This is a genomic window from Chitinophaga eiseniae, assembly GCF_900167135.1.
Taxonomy (GTDB): domain Bacteria; phylum Bacteroidota; class Bacteroidia; order Chitinophagales; family Chitinophagaceae; genus Chitinophaga; species Chitinophaga eiseniae.
Genome location: NZ_FUWZ01000001.1, coordinates 685,827 through 705,088 on the forward strand (window position 1 = coordinate 685,827; position 19,262 = coordinate 705,088).

Consider the following 19,262-nt stretch of genomic DNA (forward strand, 5'->3'; position numbering starts at 1 on the left):
TCTCCGCTGCTTTTTTAACGAATTCCTAACACCGGAAAGCTTACAGCTTTTCCCTAAATTGCAGCATGTCACATTTTTGGAAAAGTATAGCCGCAACCGTTGTTGCGGGATTCCTGCAACTAACACACCTGGCCGCTCAGGACACAGCCCGGTACAAAGGCATGACTGTTAACCTGGACGAAGTGATCGTGGAAGCAAAACGTATAGGCTTCGACGTTAATAGTTTTATCAAAAGGGTGGAGGAAGACACCACCTTTTACCGCGCCTTCAAAAACCTGCATATCGTTGGGTTTCAGGCCGACAACGACATCCGTATCCTCGATAAAAAAGGCGGCGTGCAGGCCTCCCTTAAAAGCAAAACCCGCCAGCATGTAAAAGGCCGCTGCCGTAATATGGAAGTGCTCGACCAGCAGGTGACCGGCGACTTCTACACCCGCAAAGGGAACTACAACTACTATACGGCTGAACTGTACGGCAACCTGTTCTTTACCACCGGTACCGTCTGCGAAGGCGGCAGCGGCGAAAGCTCCAGCAGCGGCGGTGCCATGGCCCGCCATAAAGCCCAGCTCAAACAACTCATCTTCAACCCCGGCAAACCCGTAAAAGGCGTGCCCATCGTAGGACCGAAAGTCGCCATCTTCGATCGGGACGTGATGCGGTTTTACGACTTCTCCATCAGCGCGGAAACCTATGTGGACGGCACCCCTTGCTACGTGTTTTCCGCCAAAGCTAAACCTGACCTCAGCCGCATAGACCGCGGCGATGTGGTGGTAGACGAACTGATCACCTGGTTCAATAAAGAGAATTTTGAAATTGTAGGCCGTAAATACGCCCTGTCGTACAAAACGATGCTGTTTGATTTTAATGTGAAGATGAACGTGCAGATGACCAAACAGTTCGGCCTGCTGATACCCGCACTGGTGACCTACAACGGTACCTGGGACGTGGCTTTCAAAAAGCGGGAAACAGCCGCTTTTGTCGCTAAATTCTATGATTTTAAAGCATCGGAATAACTAATACAGCACTGTGACCGTACCGGTCTTATGCACAGGTATACGGGTATACACTTCACGGTAATCCACAATCCACACATAGGTGCCCAGATCTGCCTGCAGGCCTTTCACGCGGCCTGTCCAGCCTATCTGCGGGTCTGTGGTGTAAAATACCCGCTCGCCCCACCGGTTGTAGATACTCAGGGTATATTGTTCTATCGGGCACCGGTACCGCGGCCGGAAATAGTCATTGCGCCCGTCCCCGTTCGGTGTAAAGGCATTGGGAAAATGAACGGTGCATTCGCAATCATGGTAATCCACCCTTACTGAATCCACGCTCTTGCCGCAGGCGTTCCAGGCGGTCAGGGAATAGATGCCCGGCTGCCTCACCATGAATTGCGGGATGCTGGTGCTGTCCTGCCACTTGAAAGGCGCACCGCCGGCCCCCACCACCGGTATCTGGTATACTTCATTACGGCACAACAGGGTGTCCGGCCCCAGGTGTACCCGCAAGGTATCGTTGAAAGACACGTGGATGGTGTCCGTCGATTCACACCGCCCGATCTGGGCATGCACGAAATAGTTGCCCGGTTTGGTTACATAATAGGTGGCCTGGTCAGAACCATCCTGCCAGCGGTACAGCCCGTTGCCGAAATCTGCCGTCAGGACCAGGAAATTGCCGCTACAGATGGTAGTATCATTGCCCAGGTTGAGTTTGCGCAGCCGGTTGAAGTTCACGAAAATAGTGTCCACCACGTTGCAGATATGATTGATCTCTACCAACGCCCAGATATTGGCTTCATAGTTCACGCTGATAGATGGCGTGGTGGCGCCGTTGCTCCATTTCCAGGCGGTAGCTTCCGGAACGGAAGGCGCGAGGGTAATGGATTCTCCCGGACAGAGCAATGTATCAGGGCCAAGGCTGAAAGGGTAGGGCGGACCGGTAAAAGTGATGGTAATGGCATCGTTGATTTCGGCGCATCCTTTAGGGAACACCCGCACGCTGTAAGTGCCGGAAGTCCGTACATCCTGCACCGGATCGGTGTTGCCGGTGTTCCAGAGATAGGTGCAGTTCTGTGCGGTGGCGTCGAGCTGCAACTGTTCACCGGAGCATAACACCAGGTCAGGGCCCAGTTCTATTTTGGGTATCGGCGTGTAAAATACGTTGACAGAATCGGGAATCAGGCAACCGTTGATCTTCACTTTGTAGGTGGCGGAAGTGTCTACCAGGATATCCGGCAACGTGGAACTGTCCTGCCACAGGTAAGTGGCGCCGGGTATCACGGGAGCGCTGAGGGTCATGGTACCGCCTTCGCAAAGGGTCACATCCTGCGGACCAAAGTCGAAAATCACCGGCGTAACAATGGTAATAGGTTGTGTGGTAACATCCCGTACACCGTTGCGCCACGCAACCAGTGTAACGGTGTAGGTGCCCGTTAGCTGATAGGCGTGAAAAGCGCCGCGTATTTTATCAGAAGAGTCTTTTTCTGCAGACGGAGGGTCTCCAAAATACCATTTCACAGAGTCGATGCCTGCCGGTTGCCGGATGACAAAAAACACACTGTCCTCCACACAGGTGGACGATGCCGTGAAAGGGGTGACGGCGCTGGATTTCAGGGCAACCGGCAACAAGGCCAGCAGTAGGAAAAGGATGCGAGATAAACGGCGTGTTTGGAGGCTTCTCATGTTTGTTGACATGGTAATGGCCGCTAAGATAATCGAAATATATAAATAAATAGTAATAATTTAGGGTGAAATAAAAAGCCTCCGGAGATCGATGTCTGCGGAGGCTTTTACTATTTTAATCTTCCCATTTTTGTTGTTTGCCTTCTTCTTCCTGGAGGGGCCTTGCGGTGGTGTACCGGCTCCATTTTTCCAGCACCTGTGTAAAGTCCGTTGGCAGTGGGCTTTCGAAGTACATCTGCTTGCGGGTGCGAGGATGGATAAAGCCCAGCTGCTGGGCGTGGAGCGCATGCCGGGGCATGATCTCGAAGCAGTTTTCCACAAACTGTTTGTATTTGGCGAAGACGGTGCCTTTCAGGATGCGGTTGCCACCGTAGGTGTCATCGTTAAAAAGGGAGTGTCCGATGTGTTGCATGTGCACGCGGATCTGGTGGGTACGGCCTGTTTCGAGGCGGCACTCCACCTTGGTAACGTAGTTGAAACGCTCCAGCACGCGGTAATGAGTAATGGCTTCCTTACCGTATTCGCCGTCAGGATAGGCGTCCATGATCTTGCGCAGGCGCTGGTGACGGCCAACGTGGGCCACTACAGTGCCTTCGTCTTCCTCGAAATCGCCCCATACGAGTGCTATATAACGACGGTGAACAGTGTGGTCGAAAAACTGTTTGGCCAGATCGGTCATGGCTTTCTCTGATTTGGCCACTACCAGCAGGCCGGAAGTGTTTTTATCGATACGGTGTACCAGCCCGAAGCGCGGGATTTCCGGCGTGGTGGCCTGCGTTTTGTCACCCAGGTACCAGGAGAGGCCGTTGACCAGCGTGCCGGTATAATTACCGCATCCGGGGTGTACAACCATGCCGGCGGGCTTATCGATAATCAGCACGTCCTCGTCTTCGTAAACAATATTGAGGGGTATCTCCTCCGGCACCACTTCGGTGCTTTCGGGGTTTTTGTTGGAAAATACGACGATTTTGTCCAGCGGCCGGATCTTATAGTTGGCTTTAACAGGCTTGTCATTTACCAACACCATCTCCGTGTCCAGGGCATTCTGGACCTTGTTGCGGGTAGCGCCTTCGATACGGGCGGTCAGGAACTTGTCGATACGGATGGGTTCCTGGCCTTTGTCCACCACCATATTGATCTTCTCATACAGTTCCTCACTGCCCTCCCCGTTTTCCAGCTCGTCTTCCAGTTCCAGCAATTCTTCAGCCATTACAGTAAATTTTGGCAAAGGTAAAATAAAATACCCGTCCTGCCCGCCCTGATACGCCTTAGCGCTTTGTTTTATATCTTTGCATCCGGGATTTTTCTCTTTAAACACGGACCACGGCGGTCCGGAAAAAAGCATAGGAGTGTAGCACCTTTCAGTATGGAAAAGCAGGAGATCATCGTCAGAGACCTTGGCAAAATAGATTATCAGGAAGCCTGGGACTACCAGGAACAGCTATTGAAGGACAATGTACAACGGAAGGCCCAGGCGCCGGACCAATGGCCCAAACCAACCACCAATTACCTCCTTTTCTGTGAGCATCTGCCCGTATATACCCTCGGTAAGAGCGGTCATATGGAAAACCTGCTGTTGACCCCGGAAGAGCTGGCCCGGCAGGGAATAGGCTTTGTGCCTACCAACCGCGGCGGTGATATCACCTTCCACGGCCCCGGCCAGATAGTAGGGTATCCCATCCTCGACCTTGAAAATTTCTTCACCGATATCGGAAAATACCTGCGCTGCCTCGAAGAGGTGATCATCCGGACCCTCGCCGAATACGGCGTTACCGGCGACCGGTCACCAGGTGAAACCGGCGTATGGCTGGACCCGCAGGATAAAACCAAAGCCCGCAAAATCTGCGCAATGGGCGTGCGCTGCAGCCGCTGGGTCACAATGCACGGTTTTGCGCTCAATGTAAATACGCCCATGAACTACTTCAACAACATCATCCCCTGCGGTATCGCTGATAAACAGGTGGCTTCCCTGGACAAGGAAGTAGGCCGCGAAGTACCCATGGAAGAAGTGAAAGAGAAGCTGAAAAAACATTTTGCGGAAGTATTCGGCGCCGTAGTTATTTAGGAATTTTTTGATTTACGATTTTGGAATTTCAGCGACTATAATCCAGGCTACTATTGCGGATAAAGCAAGAAGACCGAAGCGAGTACTAAATCGCTTCGGTCTTCTTGCTTTATCAATCTATGAAATTCCAAAATCGTAAATCAAAAAATCCTTAAATCTACATGCGGTAATTCAGCGGAATATAAAAATTCCATTTCTCCTTCAGGCGGCCGTCCTCAAACAATTCAAAATTGAACCAGCCGGCATGCATGAAAATTGCTTTCTCCAGTATGAGGGACGGACCTTTTACATGTTCAATCTCAAACAGGAAGGCGCCGTTAGGCTCATAAAATTTGACAGAATATTTTTTCTGCGGCGCATCGTTCAGTTTGATATTGATGTTACCGTCAGCAGTGGTATAGATGTAGTTGGAAGGGTGCCATACCACTTTGGGTTCTTTATTCTCCTCGGTGGCGGGCTTGTTGGGGTTGCGGGTAGCATCTTTAATATCTGCGTATTGCAGCTTCATGTCTGCTTTGATGGTGCTGTCTGGCAGGGCCAGCATGGTTTTGCTGTACATAAACCGGCCGTTGTTGAACAGAATGAAGAGGCGGTAATAGTTAGATCCCGGCAATGGTTTATTGTCCAGGTAGGCATTCCTGGTTTGTGTGGGATAGCTGGCGTAACCGATGGTATTAAAGTTCAGCACACTGTCCAGTGAGCGCTGAATGCCGATCTCTTTTACCTCCATGAATCCGGATATCCAATCCAGCTGGATCTTGCCGGTTTTAATGGTGGCAGTAAATTCAGGTAGTACCGGAGGCAGTATTTCCTGCCCCTTGCCTGTGAGTGCTATCGATATAAAAAGTCCAATGGCGAATGTTAAACGCGCGACCTGCTTCATACTAAAAATCCGTATCTCTTAAAGTTGGCAAAAATACACTACCGTTCAAATATAACGAACAGTTTTTATAGGGAGAGAACGCCCGGAGGCAGGGAAAGATTGCCCTGCAACCCGCCGGTATGTATTAATAATACTTTGCTATTGTCGGGAAAGTAGCGCTGATGGATTAATTGACGGAAAGCATGGACCAGTTTTCCGGTGTAAATGATGTCGGTCGGAATGCCTGTTTCTGCAAAAAAAGTATTGATAAAATCTATAAGTTCCGGTTTTACTTTTGCGTAGCCGCCCCCATGAAACTCATGTAATAGCTGCCAGTGGCATGTTTGGCCTGGATGCAGCAGGGCTTTCACCGCTGCTTCGAGGTAGCCTGCGCCTTTGAGCACGGGAATGCCGATAATGGTTTGTGCCGCAGTGGCGCTGTTGATAAGGCCGGCCAGGGTGGTGCCGGTTCCCGTGGCACAAAGGATATGTGTAAAATGGTCGGTGGGGAACAGGGATAAGATTTCTTCGCAGCCGCGGGCGCCGGCAGCGTTGTGCCCGCCCTCCGGTATGATGTGGGTGTCGGGCCGGTTTTCAAAGGAGGTGCGGTGGTGGCGGTAGGTTTCCCGGCTAACGAATTCCAGCTCCATACCCTTGTCCAACGCGGTCTGCAGCGTATGCCCCAATACTGCGGGCCGTTCGCCGCGGATGATACCGGTGCAGCGCAGGCCGGCCTGGCAGCAGGCTGCGGCTGTGGCGGCAATGTGATTGGAGAAGGCGCCGCCGAAAGTCAGTATATGTTGTTTGCCATCGCTGCGGGCAGCCTCCAGGTTGTATTTGAGCTTAAACCATTTGTTTCCCGAGATTTCCGTGTCCAGCTTATCTAGCCGCAACATCGCCGCTGCTATTGGCGCCGGCAGCCAGGGAGGAGTGATGTTGTCTAATGTGATATTGCTGGTGTCCATTGTTTCAATATAATCCCGTGTTCCGGGGGCGGGGGCCCGGGGAACACGGGATACCGGTGATTATTCATTCGTCAGAAATCCGCCTTTGCCGCGGTACAGCTTTACTGGTTTGTCCAGTTTCACTTTCAGTACGGTTACGTACTTATCCTGTACGTTTTCCGGTACATCGATGTAAACAAGCCCTGGTACGGGGCTCCAGGATATTTTGCCTACAACTTTATGATTCAGTTGAGTGCCGTTGCCTACTACGCTTATCTCTTCAATTTTGTTGCTCAGCCCTTTGATCACGGTCTGTCCGCTGGTTTTGCCGGGCAGGAAGAGATACAGGGTGGTAGAGTCTTTGGAGAGGGTGGTGGGGCCGTAGAAGTGTCCCAGCGGCAGGCCTGCGACGGTATTGAAAACGGCTTCGCCGTTCTTTTTATTCCAGGCGCCCAGTTCTTTCAGGATGTTCACTTCTTCCGGGGGGATGGTGCCGTCGGCTTTGGGACCGATGTCCAGCAGGAGGTTACCGCCGTTGGCTACGGCATCTACGAAGATGGTGATAATTTCGAAAGGTGTTTTCCAGTTGGTGTCCTGTGGCTGCCATCCCCAGTTGTTGTTGATGGTCATGCACAGCTCCCACCAGTGGTAGTGGGGGCGGGTCACCGGGAAGTTTTGTTCCGGGGTGTCGTAGTCGCCATAGCCCTGTAAACGTCCGTTGATAATGGTGTTGGGGTTATGGGTGGTGAGCATTTTACGCATTTTGGCGGCTTCCCATTCTTCTGCGGAGTGTTCCCAGTCGCCATCAAACCACCAAAGGTCGGGGTTGAATTTCGTCATGACCTCTTCCATCTGGCCTTCGTAGAATTTCAGGAAACGCTGCCAGCGGGCGGGTTGCGTCTTAATGTCATAGCGGTTGCTGTCTTTCAGGAACTGGGGATAATCGGGATAACTCCAGTCGATCAGCGAAAAATAGGCACCACATTTGATGCTGTCGCGCCGCAAAGCGGTGTAGAGCGGCGTGAGCACGTCCCGTTTGGCGGGGGTGCTGTTAACGACGTCGAGCTTGCTGTATTTGCTGTCCCACAAAGCCACGCCGTCGTGGTGTTTGGTGGTAACGACCGCGTAGCGGGCGCCGGATTCTTTGATCAGATCGGCCCATTCCTGCGGATTGTAATTACTGGCAGTAAAGCCTTTCAGCTGCTGCATGTAATCGGGGTGGGAGATTTTTTTGTTGTGGAATGACCAGGATTCATCGATTCCTTTCACTGAATAAATGCCCCAGTGGATGAAGATGCCGAGTTTGGCGTCGGCAAACCATTGCATTTTGTCTTTGATGTCGTCCGGATTGGTTTTCTGTTGCGCATCAGCAGTCATACAAAGCTGCAGGGCACAGGCTCCCAGCACAAGTAGTCTTTTCATCGTTCCGTTTAAATTAATCATTAAAATATGTGTTGTCCACAAAAAGAAAGCGTGAAAATAGGTTTAATGATTATATTTAGCGCCGATATTTTCAGGCAAAACATTGAAAATTATAAAATAATATCAGAAAAATGCAACCGACTTTATTGATTTTAGCGGCCGGAATGGCCAGTCGATATGGCAGTTTGAAGCAAATCCAGGCTTTCGGGCCCAGTGGTGAGACTATCATTGACTACTCTATTTACGATGCTATCCGTGCCGGCTTTGGCAAGATCGTATTTATTATCCGGGAGAATTTTGCCACAGAGTTCAAAGAGATCTTTGAACCTAAGCTCAAAGGCCGTGTAGCAACGGATTACGTGTTCCAGAACATGGATTCTTTCACCAGCGGTTACCAGATCCCCGCAGATCGTACCAAGCCCTGGGGCACTGCGCACGCCATCCTGTGTGCGAAAGACGCCATCAATGAACCTTTTGCCGTGATCAATGCGGACGATTTTTACGGAGCGGACGCTTTCGTGAAAATGGCTGCATTCCTGAAGGGCGACGCCAAAGCGGACATCTACAGCGTAGTAGGTTACGAGCTGGGCAAAACAGTAAGCGAGCACGGTTCCGTGTCCCGCGGTGTTTGCGCAGTGGACGGCGCCGGTTTCCTCTCTGCCATCAATGAAAGAACGAAAATTTATACTGACAATGGCCAGATCGTTTATGAAGAAGCCGATGGCAGCAAACACCCGCTGGGTGCTGATACGCCGGTTTCCATGAACTTCTGGGGCTTCCATCCCAGCGTATTTGACATGAGCCAGTCGCTGTTCAACGAGTTCCTGGAGAAAAACGGCACCAACCCGAAATCGGAGTTCTTTATTCCGATTGTGGCTGACGAATTTATCCGTCGTGGTATCGGTAAGGTAAAAGTATTGCCTACCACAGCGAAATGGTTTGGGGTTACTTACAAGGAAGATGCACCCGGTGTTCAGGCCAGTCTGTCAGAATTGGTTAAAAACGGAGCATATCCCGACAATTTATGGAAATAACACCCAACAACTTAATCCTTCAGGCTTTTGGACTGGAGCCTGAAGGATTAAACGTCCGAAGATTCGGATCAGGACACATCAACAACACTTTTCTGCTCGAAAAGAAGGAGGACGGCAGCAAATATGTTTTACAGAAAATCAATGTAAACGTATTTAAGGAACCCGGGGTCATAGCCGCCAACCAAAGAATGGCAGCCGATTATCTCGCAGCACATCATCCGGGGTATCTGTTCATTACGCCCATACCCACTGTCAACGGGGAAGAGCTCTTTGTAATGGACAACGAATACTGGCGAATGATTCCGTTTATTGCCGGGTCCGTGACGGTAGATCAGGCAGATAACCCAAAGCAGGCATATGAAGCCGCCAAACAGTTTGGCCGCCTTGCCAGTTACCTTTCGGGCATCGACCTGAAGCCGTTTAAAGCTTCGATTCCGAACTTTCACAACCTTACCCTCCGTTACGCCGCTTTCCAGGAAGCCATCCGTAACGCCAGGGAAGACAGAAAGGCAGCAGCAGAAGAGCTGATTGACGAATTCCTCCGCTACTCCGACATCGCAGTCACCTACGAACAGCTGAAAACAAATCCCGAATTCAGGGACCATCTGATGCACCACGATACCAAAATCAACAATGTGCTGCTCAACAAAGACACATATGAAGGTATTTGCGTCTGCGACCTGGATACACTGATGCCGGGAAAAATCATCTCAGACCTCGGAGACATGGTACGCACCTACGTCTGCCCCGTTTCCGAAGAAGAACCAGATGTCAGCCAGATCGTTATCCGCGAAGCGTACTTTGAAGCCCTCATGCAGGGATACCTCGAAGAAATCGGCGGCACTTTAACCAAAGTGGAAAAAGAACAGCTCTTTTTTGCAGGAAAGTTCATGATCTACATGCAGGGAATCCGGTTCCTCACCGACTATCTCAACGGTGATGTGTATTACCCGATCAGGTACGCCCGGCACAATTTTGACCGCGCTCACAATCAGCTCATACTGCTGAAGCGCCTCATCGAAAAACAAGACACCTTGCAGGCCATCATCAATAAGTGCCTCCATGTCAGTGAACAGGTTTAGACTAGTGAACAATTAAATGAAATCTTTAAAAAGACCCGGTGCAACTGCACCGGGTCTTTTTTATCTCTCCATCTTCGTTTTCATCTTCGTTTTCATCTCCGTTTTCATCTCCGTTTTCATCTTCATCCACCTTCCGGCATCCCCAAAATGGTTCGTCGAATCGGCGAAATCAGTTTTAATCATGGCCATCACAGTTAGTGGTTGGTAACTGGTTTTATCAGTTTGTTAGAAACGAACTAATATTTGACTTCTTTTTTTGAATATTTTCAAAAACATATTAAGGGATTAATTTTTGACGAAATATTTAGCCCTTTGTTGTTTTTTATTTTTTTCACGAATACATTTGTACTGATAGAAACAATTATCACCTCCTTATGTGGGAAAATAAAGACAATATAAAACTTAATCACATCGTACCTCAGCTCAACTGGGCTATCACGAAGGTCGTGATTATCGTCGTTGTCATTATTAGCCACCATTTCGGAGGATAGGTACACGTGCATAATCAAAATCGATATAACGCCTTCCTCCGCAAAGAGGAAGGCTTTTTTTTTGACCACTAACTACATTTTGACGCTAATAATTCAATTTTATGTATAGCTATTACAACAACGACACCATTCTCTATCTCGACGGTGAGTATCTGAAAGCAACAGCAGCCACCACTGACCTTTTCGGTCAATCGCTTCACTACGGCTACGCCGTGTTCGAAGGCATCCGCGCTTATAAAACAGCGAACGGAGAAGTAAAAGTCTTCAAAGCAAAGGAACACTTCGACCGCCTGAAGCGCTCCTGCGAACTGATCCACATCCCTTACAACTTTGACAACGATGAGCTGATCGCCGCGTGTTACAAGGTGCTGGAGATGAACAACATGGAGGAAGCCTATATCCGCCCGCTGGTGTTCTGTCCGCCCAACATGACCCTGAAAGCAGCGAGCAAGTCCAACATACTTATCTGTGCATGGGAATGGGGCGCCTACCTCGGTGAAAAACTCCTGCGCATCATGACTTCCTCTTTTGAAAGACCGAACCCGAAAGCGTTCCAGATAGAATCCAAATCGGCCGGCCTGTATGTAAACTCGATACTTGCCTCCCAGGAAGCCAAACAAAAAGGATACGACGAAGCACTGCTGCTGGATATGAATGGTAATGTTGCGGAAGGCCCGGGCGCTAACATCTTCTTTGAAAAAGACGGCAAAATCTTCACTCCCCCTCCCGGTAACATTCTCCCCGGCATTACCCGCGCCACCGTTATCGAACTTTGCCACGAACTGCAAATCCCGCTCGAAGAAAAACTGTTCACCATCGATGAATTAAAACAGGCAGACGCCGCTTTCTTCTGCGGTACCGCTGCAGAGGTAGTAGGCCTCGAATCTATCGACGGACAAACTTTCGCCAAACCCTGGGCATCTTCTCTCGGAAAAGTATTACAACAGGCGTACAAAGCGAAAGTGCTCGAAAAAACCTTTCAACGCGAAGCACAATTAGCATAGCCTTTAGCTGTTAGTATTTTAGCTGTCAGTGCTAAATGCTGGCAGCTAAAAGCTAAAAGCTTCCCTTGGACCTTGTAAAACGAAAAACAAAGAATCCTCTACAGTAAAGACTTTGAGCGATCCGGAAGCAGATTTGAAGACCGGTTTACCGAAAATATTTGGTTTGAATTTGCCGGCCTCACCGGGTATTTTGTGAAGGATTTTTAAAATAGGGTTACTGTCAAACAGCTGGTAATCCGGGAAATATTAATAGCAATGGAATTAAATAAATACAGCAAGACGATTACTCAGGACCCTACGCAGCCCGCTGCGCAGGCACAGCTCTACGGTATCGGCCTCACAGAAGCAGACCTGAAAAAAGCACAGGTCGGCATCGCCTCCATGGGCTACGATGGCAATACCTGCAATATGCACCTCAATGACCTCGCACAGGATGTGAAAAAAAGCGTCTGGGCCAACGACCTGGTCGGCCTGACTTTCCACACCATCGGCGTCAGTGACGGTATGAGCAACGGTACCCCCGGTATGCGTTATTCCCTGGTAAGCCGCGACCTGATCGCTGATTCCATTGAAACCGTTTGTGGTGCGCAATATTATGATGCGCTGATCACTGTGCCCGGCTGCGATAAAAACATGCCCGGCTCCCTGATGGCCATGGGCCGTCTCAATCGCCCCGCTATCATGGTATACGGCGGTACTATCGCACCCGGCAAATACAAAGGCCAGGACCTTAACATCATCTCCGCCTTCGAAGCACTGGGTCAGAAAATGGCCGGTAAACTCGACGAAGGCGACTTTAAAGGCATCGTACAAAACTCCTGCCCCGGCGCCGGCGCCTGCGGCGGTATGTACACGGCCAATACCATGTCTTCCGCTATCGAAGCACTCGGTATGAGCCTGCCCTACAGCTCATCCAGCCCCGCACTGAGCAAGGAAAAAAAGGAAGAATGCGCCAACGTAGGCCAGTACATCCGCCTGCTCCTTGAAAAAGATATTAAACCCAGAGATATCATGACCAAAGAGGCTTTTGAAAATGCCCTCACTGTGATCATGGCCCTGGGCGGCAGCACCAACGCAGTACTGCACTTTATCGCTATCGCAAAATCTGTGGGCGTGTCCGTAACACTGGCCGATTTCCAGCTGTCCAGCGACAAAACTCCCCTGATCGCAGACCTGAAACCCAGCGGTAAATTCCTTATGGAAGACCTCCACAACATCGGCGGCGTTCCGTTAGTGATGAAATATCTGCTGAAAAAAGGCTACCTGCATGGTCATTGCCTGACCGTAACCGGCAAAACCCTCGCTGAAAATCTGGAAAACGTTCCGGATATCGACTTCAGCAAACAGGATATTATCGTTCCCGTGGAGAAGCCGCTGAAAGCCAACGGCCATATCCAGATATTATACGGCAACCTCGCTGAAAAAGGCTCCGTTGCCAAAATCACCGGTAAGGAAGGCGAACAGTTCAGAGGGCCTGCCCGCGTATTCGACGGTGAATTTGAACTCATCGCCGGCATCCAGTCCGGACGAGTGAAAGAAGGCGATGTGGTGGTGATCCGCCAGGTAGGCCCGAAAGGCGCCCCCGGTATGCCTGAAATGCTGAAACCTACCAGCGCCATCATGGGCGTGGGCCTGGGTAAAAGCGTGGCACTGATCACCGACGGCCGCTTCTCCGGTGGTACCCACGGTTTCGTGGTGGGACATATCACCCCTGAAGCTTTCGAAGGCGGTAACATCGCACTGGTAGAAGACGGTGACATGATCGAGATAGATGCAGTGAACAATACCATCAATATGGAAGTGAGCGACGAAGAACTGGCAGCCCGCAGGGCCCGGTGGACCGCTCCCGCCCTGAAGGTATCCAATGGAATCTTATTTAAGTACGCAAAACTTGTTAAAAATGCAACAGAAGGATGTGTTACCGATGAAAGCTGAGAAAGCCGATAAGCGGTTGTCTGCAAAGCCTGTTATCTCCGGCTCAGAAGCTGTGATCCGTTCCCTCATCGCAGAAGGTGTGGACACCATCTTCGGTTATCCCGGCGGGGCTATCATGCCTATCTATGATGCCCTGTACGATTTCCAGGACAAGGTACATCATATACTGGTAAGGCATGAACAGGGTGCTACACATGCGGCCCAGGGTTATGCCCGCAGCTCCGGCAAAGTAGGCGTGGCTTTCGCCACCTCCGGCCCGGGCGCTACCAACCTGGTCACCGGCCTTGCAGACGCTTATATGGACAGTACGCCCATGGTGTGCATCACCGGTCAGGTGGCTGCCTCCCTGCTGGGCACAGACGCTTTCCAGGAAACTGACGTGATCGGTATCACCATGCCCATCACTAAATGGAATATACAGGTGACCCGCCAGGAAGACATTCCCGGCGCCATCGCCAAAGCTTTTTATATCGCCCGCAGCGGCCGTCCCGGCCCCGTACTGGTGGATATCACCAAAAACGCACAGGTCGGCGAATGTGAATATGAGTATGTACCGTGCAAGCATATACGTAGTTATCAGCCGGTACCGGAATTGAGACTGGACGCGGTGAAAGAAGCTGCTGCGCTGATCAACGCAGCGAAGAAGCCCTACCTGCTGGTAGGCCACGGCGTACTGCTGTCCGGCGCTGAAAAAGAACTGATAGCGCTGGCGGAGAAAGCACAGATACCCATGGCTTCCACACTGCTCGGTTTGTCTGCCGTTCCGGTAGATCATCCGCTGTATGTTGGCCTGCTGGGTATGCACGGCAACTATGCACCGAACATCCTCACCGGCGAATGCGATACCGTTATCGCAGTAGGCATGCGTTTCGATGACCGGGTAACCGGTGACGTGAGCACCTACGTAGCCAACGCAAAAGTAATCCACATTGAAATCGATGCGGCTGAAATCAATAAAATCATCAAAGCAGACGTAGCCCTGCATGCGGATGCTAAAACCGCGCTCCAGGCGCTGCTGAAAGAAGTACAGCCCGCCAGACATGAGGAATGGCTTGCTGAGTTCAGGGCCGCAGACAAAAAGGAATACGATAAAGTTCAGCATGGTGAACTGTATCCTGAAACCGGTGAACTGAAAATGGCGGAAGTGGTACGCCTTATCTCTGAAAAAACAAAAGGAGAAGCAGTACTGGTAACAGACGTGGGACAACACCAGATGATCGCTTCCCGTTATTACCGCTTCAAAAATCCAAATACCAACATCACTTCCGGTGGCATGGGCACCATGGGCTTCTCCCTGCCAGCGGCCATGGGCGCTAAAATGGGAACGCCGGAAAAAGAAGTGGTAGCCGTTATCGGTGATGGCTGCTTCCAGATGACCCTCCAGGAACTGGGCACCATCTACCAATCCAAAATAGGCGTGAAGATCGTGATCCTGAACAACAACTTCCTCGGCATGGTACGCCAGTGGCAGCAACTGTTCTTCGATAAACGTTACTCTTCCACTGAAATGGTCAACCCCGATTTCGTGCAGATCGCCAAAGGATTTTTTATCCCCGGCAAAAAAGTCACCGCCAGAGAAGATATCTCCGCTGCCATCGATGAAATGCTGGCCACTGACGGAGCTTACCTGCTGGAAGTAGTAGTGGAAAAAGAAGACAACGTGTTCCCGATGATTCCTGCCGGTACCCCTGTTACCACCATCAGACTGGAATAATACTACCCGATTATAACAGACAAGTAAATAAATTTTTTACAAGAATTGCCTCTCTTTTTCACCGGCCCAAGGCCGCCAACAGGAGGGAGGATGCCCAAGCTGTTTTTATGCAAAAAGAATATACAGTCACGGTTTATACGGAAGACCGTATAGGTATCACCAACCGTATCACCATTATATTTACCCGCAGAGGGATCAATATCACCAGTCTGACAACTGCTGAAACAGAGATTCCCGGCGTGTTTAAGTTTATCATAACGGTGATGTCTACACGTGAAAAACTGGATAAGGTGGTCGGTCAGATCGAAAGACTGATTGAAATTCACCGTGCCTTTGTACACGAGGAAGAGGAAGTGGTGTACCAGGAACTGGCATTGTATAAGATTTCCACCAAATCACTGGAGTCCGGTGATATCGAACGGCTGATCCGTGACCATCAGGCACGTATCCTGACAATTACGGCAGACTATTTTGTGATCGAAAAAACCGGTCACCAGCAGGAACTGACAGCCTTTATCAAAAAGCTGGAACCCTATGGTCTGATTGAATATTCCAAAAGCGGAAGGGTGGCCATCGTAAAATGGAGCCGCCGTTTCCACGACCACCTGAAAGAACTGCAGGCCTCATCGGAGGCGTAAGCGCCGGAAGCTGCAACACATAAACAAGCCTTTATTCACATTTACTTAAAATTTACAGCTAATAGCTAATGGCTAGTAGCTAAAAGCTAAAAACACAAAACATGGCAACCATCAATTTTGGAGGTGTACTCGAAGAAGTAGTAACCAGGGAAGAATTCCCAATGGAAAAAGCAAGGGAAGTCCTGAAAAACGAAGTCATCGCTGTTATCGGCTATGGTGTACAAGGCCCCGGCCAGGCACTGAACCTGAAAGATAACGGCTTCAACGTTATCGTTGGTCAGCGTAAAAATTCCAAAACCTGGGATAAAGCAGTAGCTGATGGCTGGGTTCCGGGCGAAACTTTATTCGATATCGAAGAAGCCGCTGCCAAAGGTACCATCATCCAGTTCCTGTTGTCCGACGCAGGTCAGATCACCCTGTGGCCCACCCTGAAACAACACCTGACTCCTGGTAAAGCACTGTATTTCTCCCATGGATTTGGTATCACCTATAAAGAACAGACCGGTATCATACCACCTGCTGATGTAGACGTAATCCTGGTAGCCCCCAAAGGTTCCGGTACCTCCCTGCGCCGCCTGTTCCTGGCTGGTCAGGGCCTGAACTCCAGCTACGCTATCTTCCAGGACGCTACCGGCCGCGCTAAAGAACGCGTAGTAGCACTGGGTATCGGCGTTGGCTCCGGTTACCTGTTTGAAACAGATTTCAAAAAAGAAGTATTCTCCGACCTCACCGGCGAACGTGGTTCACTGATGGGCTGTATCCAGGGTATCTTCGCTGCTCAATACGAAACACTGCGCAGAAACGGTCACTCTCCGTCTGAAGCATTCAACGAAACAGTAGAAGAGCTGACCCAGTCTCTCATGCCGCTCGTTGCTGAAAATGGTATGGACTGGATGTACGCTAACTGCTCTACTACCGCTCAGCGCGGTGCGCTCGACTGGTGGAAGAAGTTTAAAGACGCTACCCAGCCTGTATTTGACGAGCTGTATGCCAGCGTTGCTGCCGGTAAAGAAGCTGCCCGTTCTATCGCCTCCAACAGCACTCCGGACTACCGCGAGAAACTGAACGAAGAGCTGAAAGAACTGCGCGAAAGCGAAATGTGGCAGGCCGGCGCAGCTGTTCGTAAGCTGAGACCGAACGCATAATTGATTTTTTGATTTTTTGATTTTCGATTTTTTGATTTTGCGGAGTGGTAACCAGGGTCCAATCTTGGTTGACAAACCACAAAATCAAAAAATCGAAAATCAAAAAATCAAAAAATCAAAAAATCTACAAATAGATTCTAATATGTCCTCTAATGTAATATCTGGCGTTAGCCCGCTCAATATCCTCGACGCGTCGGTGAAATTGAAGCCCGTGGTGAACCGCACCCCGTTGACTTATAGCGCTACGCTTTCCCGTCGCTATAACTGTGATGTATATCTGAAAAGAGAGGATATGCAGATTGTACGCTCCTACAAACTCCGCGGCGCCTACAATCTGATCAGCAGCCTGCCTGCCGATCTGCTGGCTAAAGGCGTTACCTGCGCCAGCGCCGGTAACCATGCACAGGGTTTTGCCTATGCCTGTAAAGCCATGAACATCAAAGGCGTGGTCTTCATGCCGATCATCACACCAAAGCAAAAAGTAAATCAGGTCAATATGTTCGGTGGCGATAACATCGAAATACGCCTCACCGGCGATACTTTCGATGACTGCTCCGCCGAAGCGCAAGCCTTTACCGCCGCCAGCGGCATGACCTTCATTCCGCCCTTCGATAATGCTAAAATCGTGGAAGGACAAGGCACCGTGGCAGTAGAAATTCTGGAAGACCAGACCAACATCGATTATTTATTTGTACCCGTAGGCGGTGGCGGTCTTGCCGCCGGCGTAGGCACCTACTTCAAAACCTACAGCCCTAAAACCCGCATCATCGGCGTAGAACCGGAAGGCGCCCCCTCTATGATGCGCGCTTTCGAAAACGGTGGCCCGGTAACCCTCGATGAAATAGAACGTTTCGTGGACGGGGCCGCTGTGAAAAGAGTCGGCGCCCTCAACTACGAGGTATGCCGTGAAGTACTGGACAAAATGCACCTCGTACCGGAAGGCATGGTGTGCTCCACCATCCTCAAACTGTATAATGAAGATGCTATCGTGGTAGAACCTGCCGGCGCGCTCTCTATCACCGCCCTTCAGGACCACGCGGAAGAAATCAAAGGGAAAAAAGTAGTCTGCATCATCAGCGGCAGTAACAACGATATCGACCGTATGCAGGAAATAAAGGAACGCTCACTCCTCTACGAAGGACTGAAACATTACTTTATCGTTCGCTTTGCACAGCGTCCGGGCGCACTCAGGGAATTCCTGAACCATATCCTCGGACCTAACGACGATATCACCCGCTTTGAATTTATTCAGAAACATAACAAGGAAACGGGCCCGGCATTAGTAGGCATAGAACTGAAGTGCAGGGAGGATTACGATATCCTCATCGCTAATTTCCGGAAATATAACTTTCAATTCACCGAATTGAATAAAGACGATAACCTGTTTGGTTATCTGGTTTAGAGTTTGACAAATAGTTGTTTTAAGAGTAATACAAGCCTGGTCATTTTTATGAGCGGGCTTTTTTTATTGCTCTACCACCGCGTGTAACGTGGCGAGATAGTCGTCTTTCAGATAAGGATGCAGGTTTTCGTCTGCCAGTTGGGCCTGGATTTTTTTGATAACCACCTGCTTCACTTCCAATGGCATTATATCATGTTTCTCCAACTGCTGTTTGACCGTATCGTAGAAAACAACAAATGACTTTTTCCTGGGTGCGATATCCGGCACCGACATAAGATATTCCCACTTCCTGTCCCACGTCTGGTACTGCGGAAAAACATGGATATGCAACGCCACATAAAAGTTGACTTTCCTGTTATCAATGGTAGCTACCAGGTAGTCGAACATGACATCGGTGGGCGTTAGTCCATACCGTAATACCATATTGCCTAATGCTGAAACCACATTGACCTGTAATTTGGTGTTTTCCGGGAATTGCCGGCCAATAGCCACTAATATGGCGCCCAGGTCATTGCTGGACAATACCGGGGTATAAAAGGTGGACACTTCCGCACGCGGGATTTTTTCGAACTCCCGGACAGCTGTTTCCAGTTCTGGTTCTGTGAGTTGCTGCCAGTGGAGTAATTTGTCTTTTAATGAATGTAAAGCGTCAGTTTGTAATGCCATGGTTGGGTGCTGTGATCTTCTGGTAATCGTGCGAATGGTTGTTAACGCGATAAATATAGGGAGAATGCTGGGTTGGAAAAAAATAAAAAAGGCAGGTGGATGTTTCGCGCTCCCCAAAAAGTGTCCAACTTTTTTTGGGGCATTACAATGCCTGCCTTTTTTAGAAAAATGCGATAAACA

At 50.0% G+C, this 19,262-nt stretch carries 16 protein-coding genes; 10 read left to right on the forward strand and 6 right to left on the reverse strand.

Features of this window, described 5'->3' with window-relative positions:
• The first annotated feature begins 65 nt into the window (after positions 1 to 65).
• Positions 66 to 1,013, forward strand: a complete 948-nt coding sequence (locus B5D63_RS02875; protein WP_078667256.1) for a hypothetical protein — start codon at positions 66 to 68, stop codon at positions 1,011 to 1,013.
• Here B5D63_RS02875 and B5D63_RS02880 read toward each other — a convergent pair whose 3' ends face one another.
• On the reverse strand, positions 1,014 to 2,678 hold the full coding sequence (locus B5D63_RS02880) for a T9SS type B sorting domain-containing protein (RefSeq protein ID WP_159455872.1): 1,665 nt from the start codon (positions 2,676 to 2,678) through the stop codon (positions 1,014 to 1,016).
• 115 nt (positions 2,679 to 2,793) lie between these two features.
• Positions 2,794 to 3,888 (reverse strand): RluA family pseudouridine synthase, encoded by a 1,095-nt coding sequence (locus tag B5D63_RS02885; RefSeq protein WP_078668514.1) that lies wholly within the window; start codon positions 3,886 to 3,888, stop codon positions 2,794 to 2,796.
• 156 nt (positions 3,889 to 4,044) lie between these two features.
• On the opposite strand from B5D63_RS02885, the gene lipB reads away from it, so the two are divergent.
• Positions 4,045 to 4,743, forward strand: coding sequence for a lipoyl(octanoyl) transferase LipB (gene lipB / locus B5D63_RS02890; protein ID WP_078667258.1), 699 nt, complete (start codon positions 4,045 to 4,047; stop codon positions 4,741 to 4,743).
• A gap of 157 nt (positions 4,744 to 4,900) precedes the next feature.
• On the opposite strand, the gene B5D63_RS02895 is transcribed toward lipB, so the two are convergent.
• The 3 genes from B5D63_RS02895 to B5D63_RS02905 form a co-directional block, all read right to left on the reverse strand.
• Positions 4,901 to 5,626, reverse strand: coding sequence for a hypothetical protein (locus B5D63_RS02895; RefSeq protein WP_078667259.1), 726 nt, complete (start codon positions 5,624 to 5,626; stop codon positions 4,901 to 4,903).
• Between the two features lie 65 nt (positions 5,627 to 5,691).
• Positions 5,692 to 6,570, reverse strand: coding sequence for a 1-aminocyclopropane-1-carboxylate deaminase/D-cysteine desulfhydrase (locus B5D63_RS02900; RefSeq protein ID WP_143312747.1), 879 nt, complete (start codon positions 6,568 to 6,570; stop codon positions 5,692 to 5,694).
• 60 nt (positions 6,571 to 6,630) lie between these two features.
• Positions 6,631 to 7,971 carry an alpha-L-fucosidase gene (locus B5D63_RS02905; protein WP_078667260.1) on the reverse strand — a complete coding sequence of 447 codons (1,341 nt, stop codon included), beginning with the start codon at positions 7,969 to 7,971 and terminating at the stop codon, positions 6,631 to 6,633.
• A gap of 131 nt (positions 7,972 to 8,102) precedes the next feature.
• Between B5D63_RS02905 and B5D63_RS02910 the strand changes: the two genes are divergently transcribed.
• The 8 genes from B5D63_RS02910 (at position 8,103) to ilvA (ending at position 18,416) form a co-directional block, all read left to right on the forward strand.
• Positions 8,103 to 9,005: a nucleotidyltransferase family protein gene (locus B5D63_RS02910; protein WP_078667261.1), complete on the forward strand. Its 903-nt coding sequence runs from the start codon at positions 8,103 to 8,105 to the stop codon at positions 9,003 to 9,005.
• Complete coding sequence (locus tag B5D63_RS02915) at positions 8,996 to 10,087, forward strand: phosphotransferase enzyme family protein (protein ID WP_078667262.1); 1,092 nt, start codon at positions 8,996 to 8,998, stop codon at positions 10,085 to 10,087. The genes B5D63_RS02910 and B5D63_RS02915 overlap by 10 nt, the downstream gene beginning before the upstream one ends.
• 592 nt (positions 10,088 to 10,679) lie before the next feature.
• Positions 10,680 to 11,582, forward strand: coding sequence for a branched-chain amino acid transaminase (locus tag B5D63_RS02925; RefSeq protein ID WP_078667264.1), 903 nt, complete (start codon positions 10,680 to 10,682; stop codon positions 11,580 to 11,582).
• Positions 11,583 to 11,837: 255 nt separating this feature from the next.
• Complete coding sequence (ilvD, locus tag B5D63_RS02930) at positions 11,838 to 13,517, forward strand: dihydroxy-acid dehydratase (protein WP_078667265.1); 1,680 nt, start codon at positions 11,838 to 11,840, stop codon at positions 13,515 to 13,517.
• The gene (ilvB, locus tag B5D63_RS02935; protein ID WP_235021447.1) at positions 13,483 to 15,231 is read left to right on the forward strand and encodes a biosynthetic-type acetolactate synthase large subunit; all 1,749 of its coding nucleotides are present in this window, start codon (positions 13,483 to 13,485) and stop codon (positions 15,229 to 15,231) included. Before ilvD ends, ilvB begins: the two co-directional genes overlap by 35 nt.
• A 107-nt stretch (positions 15,232 to 15,338) precedes the next feature.
• The gene (gene ilvN / locus B5D63_RS02940; RefSeq protein WP_078667267.1) at positions 15,339 to 15,869 is read left to right on the forward strand and encodes an acetolactate synthase small subunit; all 531 of its coding nucleotides are present in this window, start codon (positions 15,339 to 15,341) and stop codon (positions 15,867 to 15,869) included.
• A 101-nt stretch (positions 15,870 to 15,970) separates the two neighbouring features.
• Positions 15,971 to 17,014 carry a ketol-acid reductoisomerase gene (ilvC, locus tag B5D63_RS02945; protein WP_078667268.1) on the forward strand — a complete coding sequence of 348 codons (1,044 nt, stop codon included), beginning with the start codon at positions 15,971 to 15,973 and terminating at the stop codon, positions 17,012 to 17,014.
• Between the two features lie 142 nt (positions 17,015 to 17,156).
• Positions 17,157 to 18,416, forward strand: coding sequence for a threonine ammonia-lyase IlvA (gene ilvA / locus B5D63_RS02950; RefSeq protein ID WP_078667269.1), 1,260 nt, complete (start codon positions 17,157 to 17,159; stop codon positions 18,414 to 18,416).
• Between the two features lie 63 nt (positions 18,417 to 18,479).
• Here ilvA and B5D63_RS02955 read toward each other — a convergent pair whose 3' ends face one another.
• Positions 18,480 to 19,082, reverse strand: a complete 603-nt coding sequence (locus B5D63_RS02955; RefSeq protein ID WP_078667270.1) for a hypothetical protein — start codon at positions 19,080 to 19,082, stop codon at positions 18,480 to 18,482.
• Positions 19,083 to 19,262 lie beyond the last annotated feature (180 nt).

Excerpts from the sequence above, each read along its gene's own strand:
- B5D63_RS02875 (WP_078667256.1), top strand. The coding sequence starts at position 66 with ATGTCACATTTTTGGAAAAGTATAGCCGCAACCGTTGTTGCGGGATTC.
- B5D63_RS02880 (WP_159455872.1), bottom strand. The coding sequence starts at position 2,678 with ATGAGAAGCCTCCAAACACGCCGTTTATCTCGCATCCTTTTCCTACTG.
- B5D63_RS02885 (WP_078668514.1), bottom strand. The coding sequence starts at position 3,888 with ATGGCTGAAGAATTGCTGGAACTGGAAGACGAGCTGGAAAACGGGGAG.
- lipB (WP_078667258.1), top strand. The coding sequence starts at position 4,045 with ATGGAAAAGCAGGAGATCATCGTCAGAGACCTTGGCAAAATAGATTAT.
- B5D63_RS02895 (WP_078667259.1), bottom strand. The coding sequence starts at position 5,626 with ATGAAGCAGGTCGCGCGTTTAACATTCGCCATTGGACTTTTTATATCG.
- B5D63_RS02900 (WP_143312747.1), bottom strand. The coding sequence starts at position 6,570 with ATGGACACCAGCAATATCACATTAGACAACATCACTCCTCCCTGGCTG.
- B5D63_RS02905 (WP_078667260.1), bottom strand. The coding sequence starts at position 7,971 with ATGAAAAGACTACTTGTGCTGGGAGCCTGTGCCCTGCAGCTTTGTATG.
- B5D63_RS02910 (WP_078667261.1), top strand. The coding sequence starts at position 8,103 with ATGCAACCGACTTTATTGATTTTAGCGGCCGGAATGGCCAGTCGATAT.
- B5D63_RS02915 (WP_078667262.1), top strand. The coding sequence starts at position 8,996 with ATGGAAATAACACCCAACAACTTAATCCTTCAGGCTTTTGGACTGGAG.
- B5D63_RS02925 (WP_078667264.1), top strand. The coding sequence starts at position 10,680 with ATGTATAGCTATTACAACAACGACACCATTCTCTATCTCGACGGTGAG.
- ilvD (WP_078667265.1), top strand. The coding sequence starts at position 11,838 with ATGGAATTAAATAAATACAGCAAGACGATTACTCAGGACCCTACGCAG.
- ilvB (WP_235021447.1), top strand. The coding sequence starts at position 13,483 with ATGCAACAGAAGGATGTGTTACCGATGAAAGCTGAGAAAGCCGATAAG.
- ilvN (WP_078667267.1), top strand. The coding sequence starts at position 15,339 with ATGCAAAAAGAATATACAGTCACGGTTTATACGGAAGACCGTATAGGT.
- ilvC (WP_078667268.1), top strand. The coding sequence starts at position 15,971 with ATGGCAACCATCAATTTTGGAGGTGTACTCGAAGAAGTAGTAACCAGG.
- ilvA (WP_078667269.1), top strand. The coding sequence starts at position 17,157 with ATGTCCTCTAATGTAATATCTGGCGTTAGCCCGCTCAATATCCTCGAC.
- B5D63_RS02955 (WP_078667270.1), bottom strand. The coding sequence starts at position 19,082 with ATGGCATTACAAACTGACGCTTTACATTCATTAAAAGACAAATTACTC.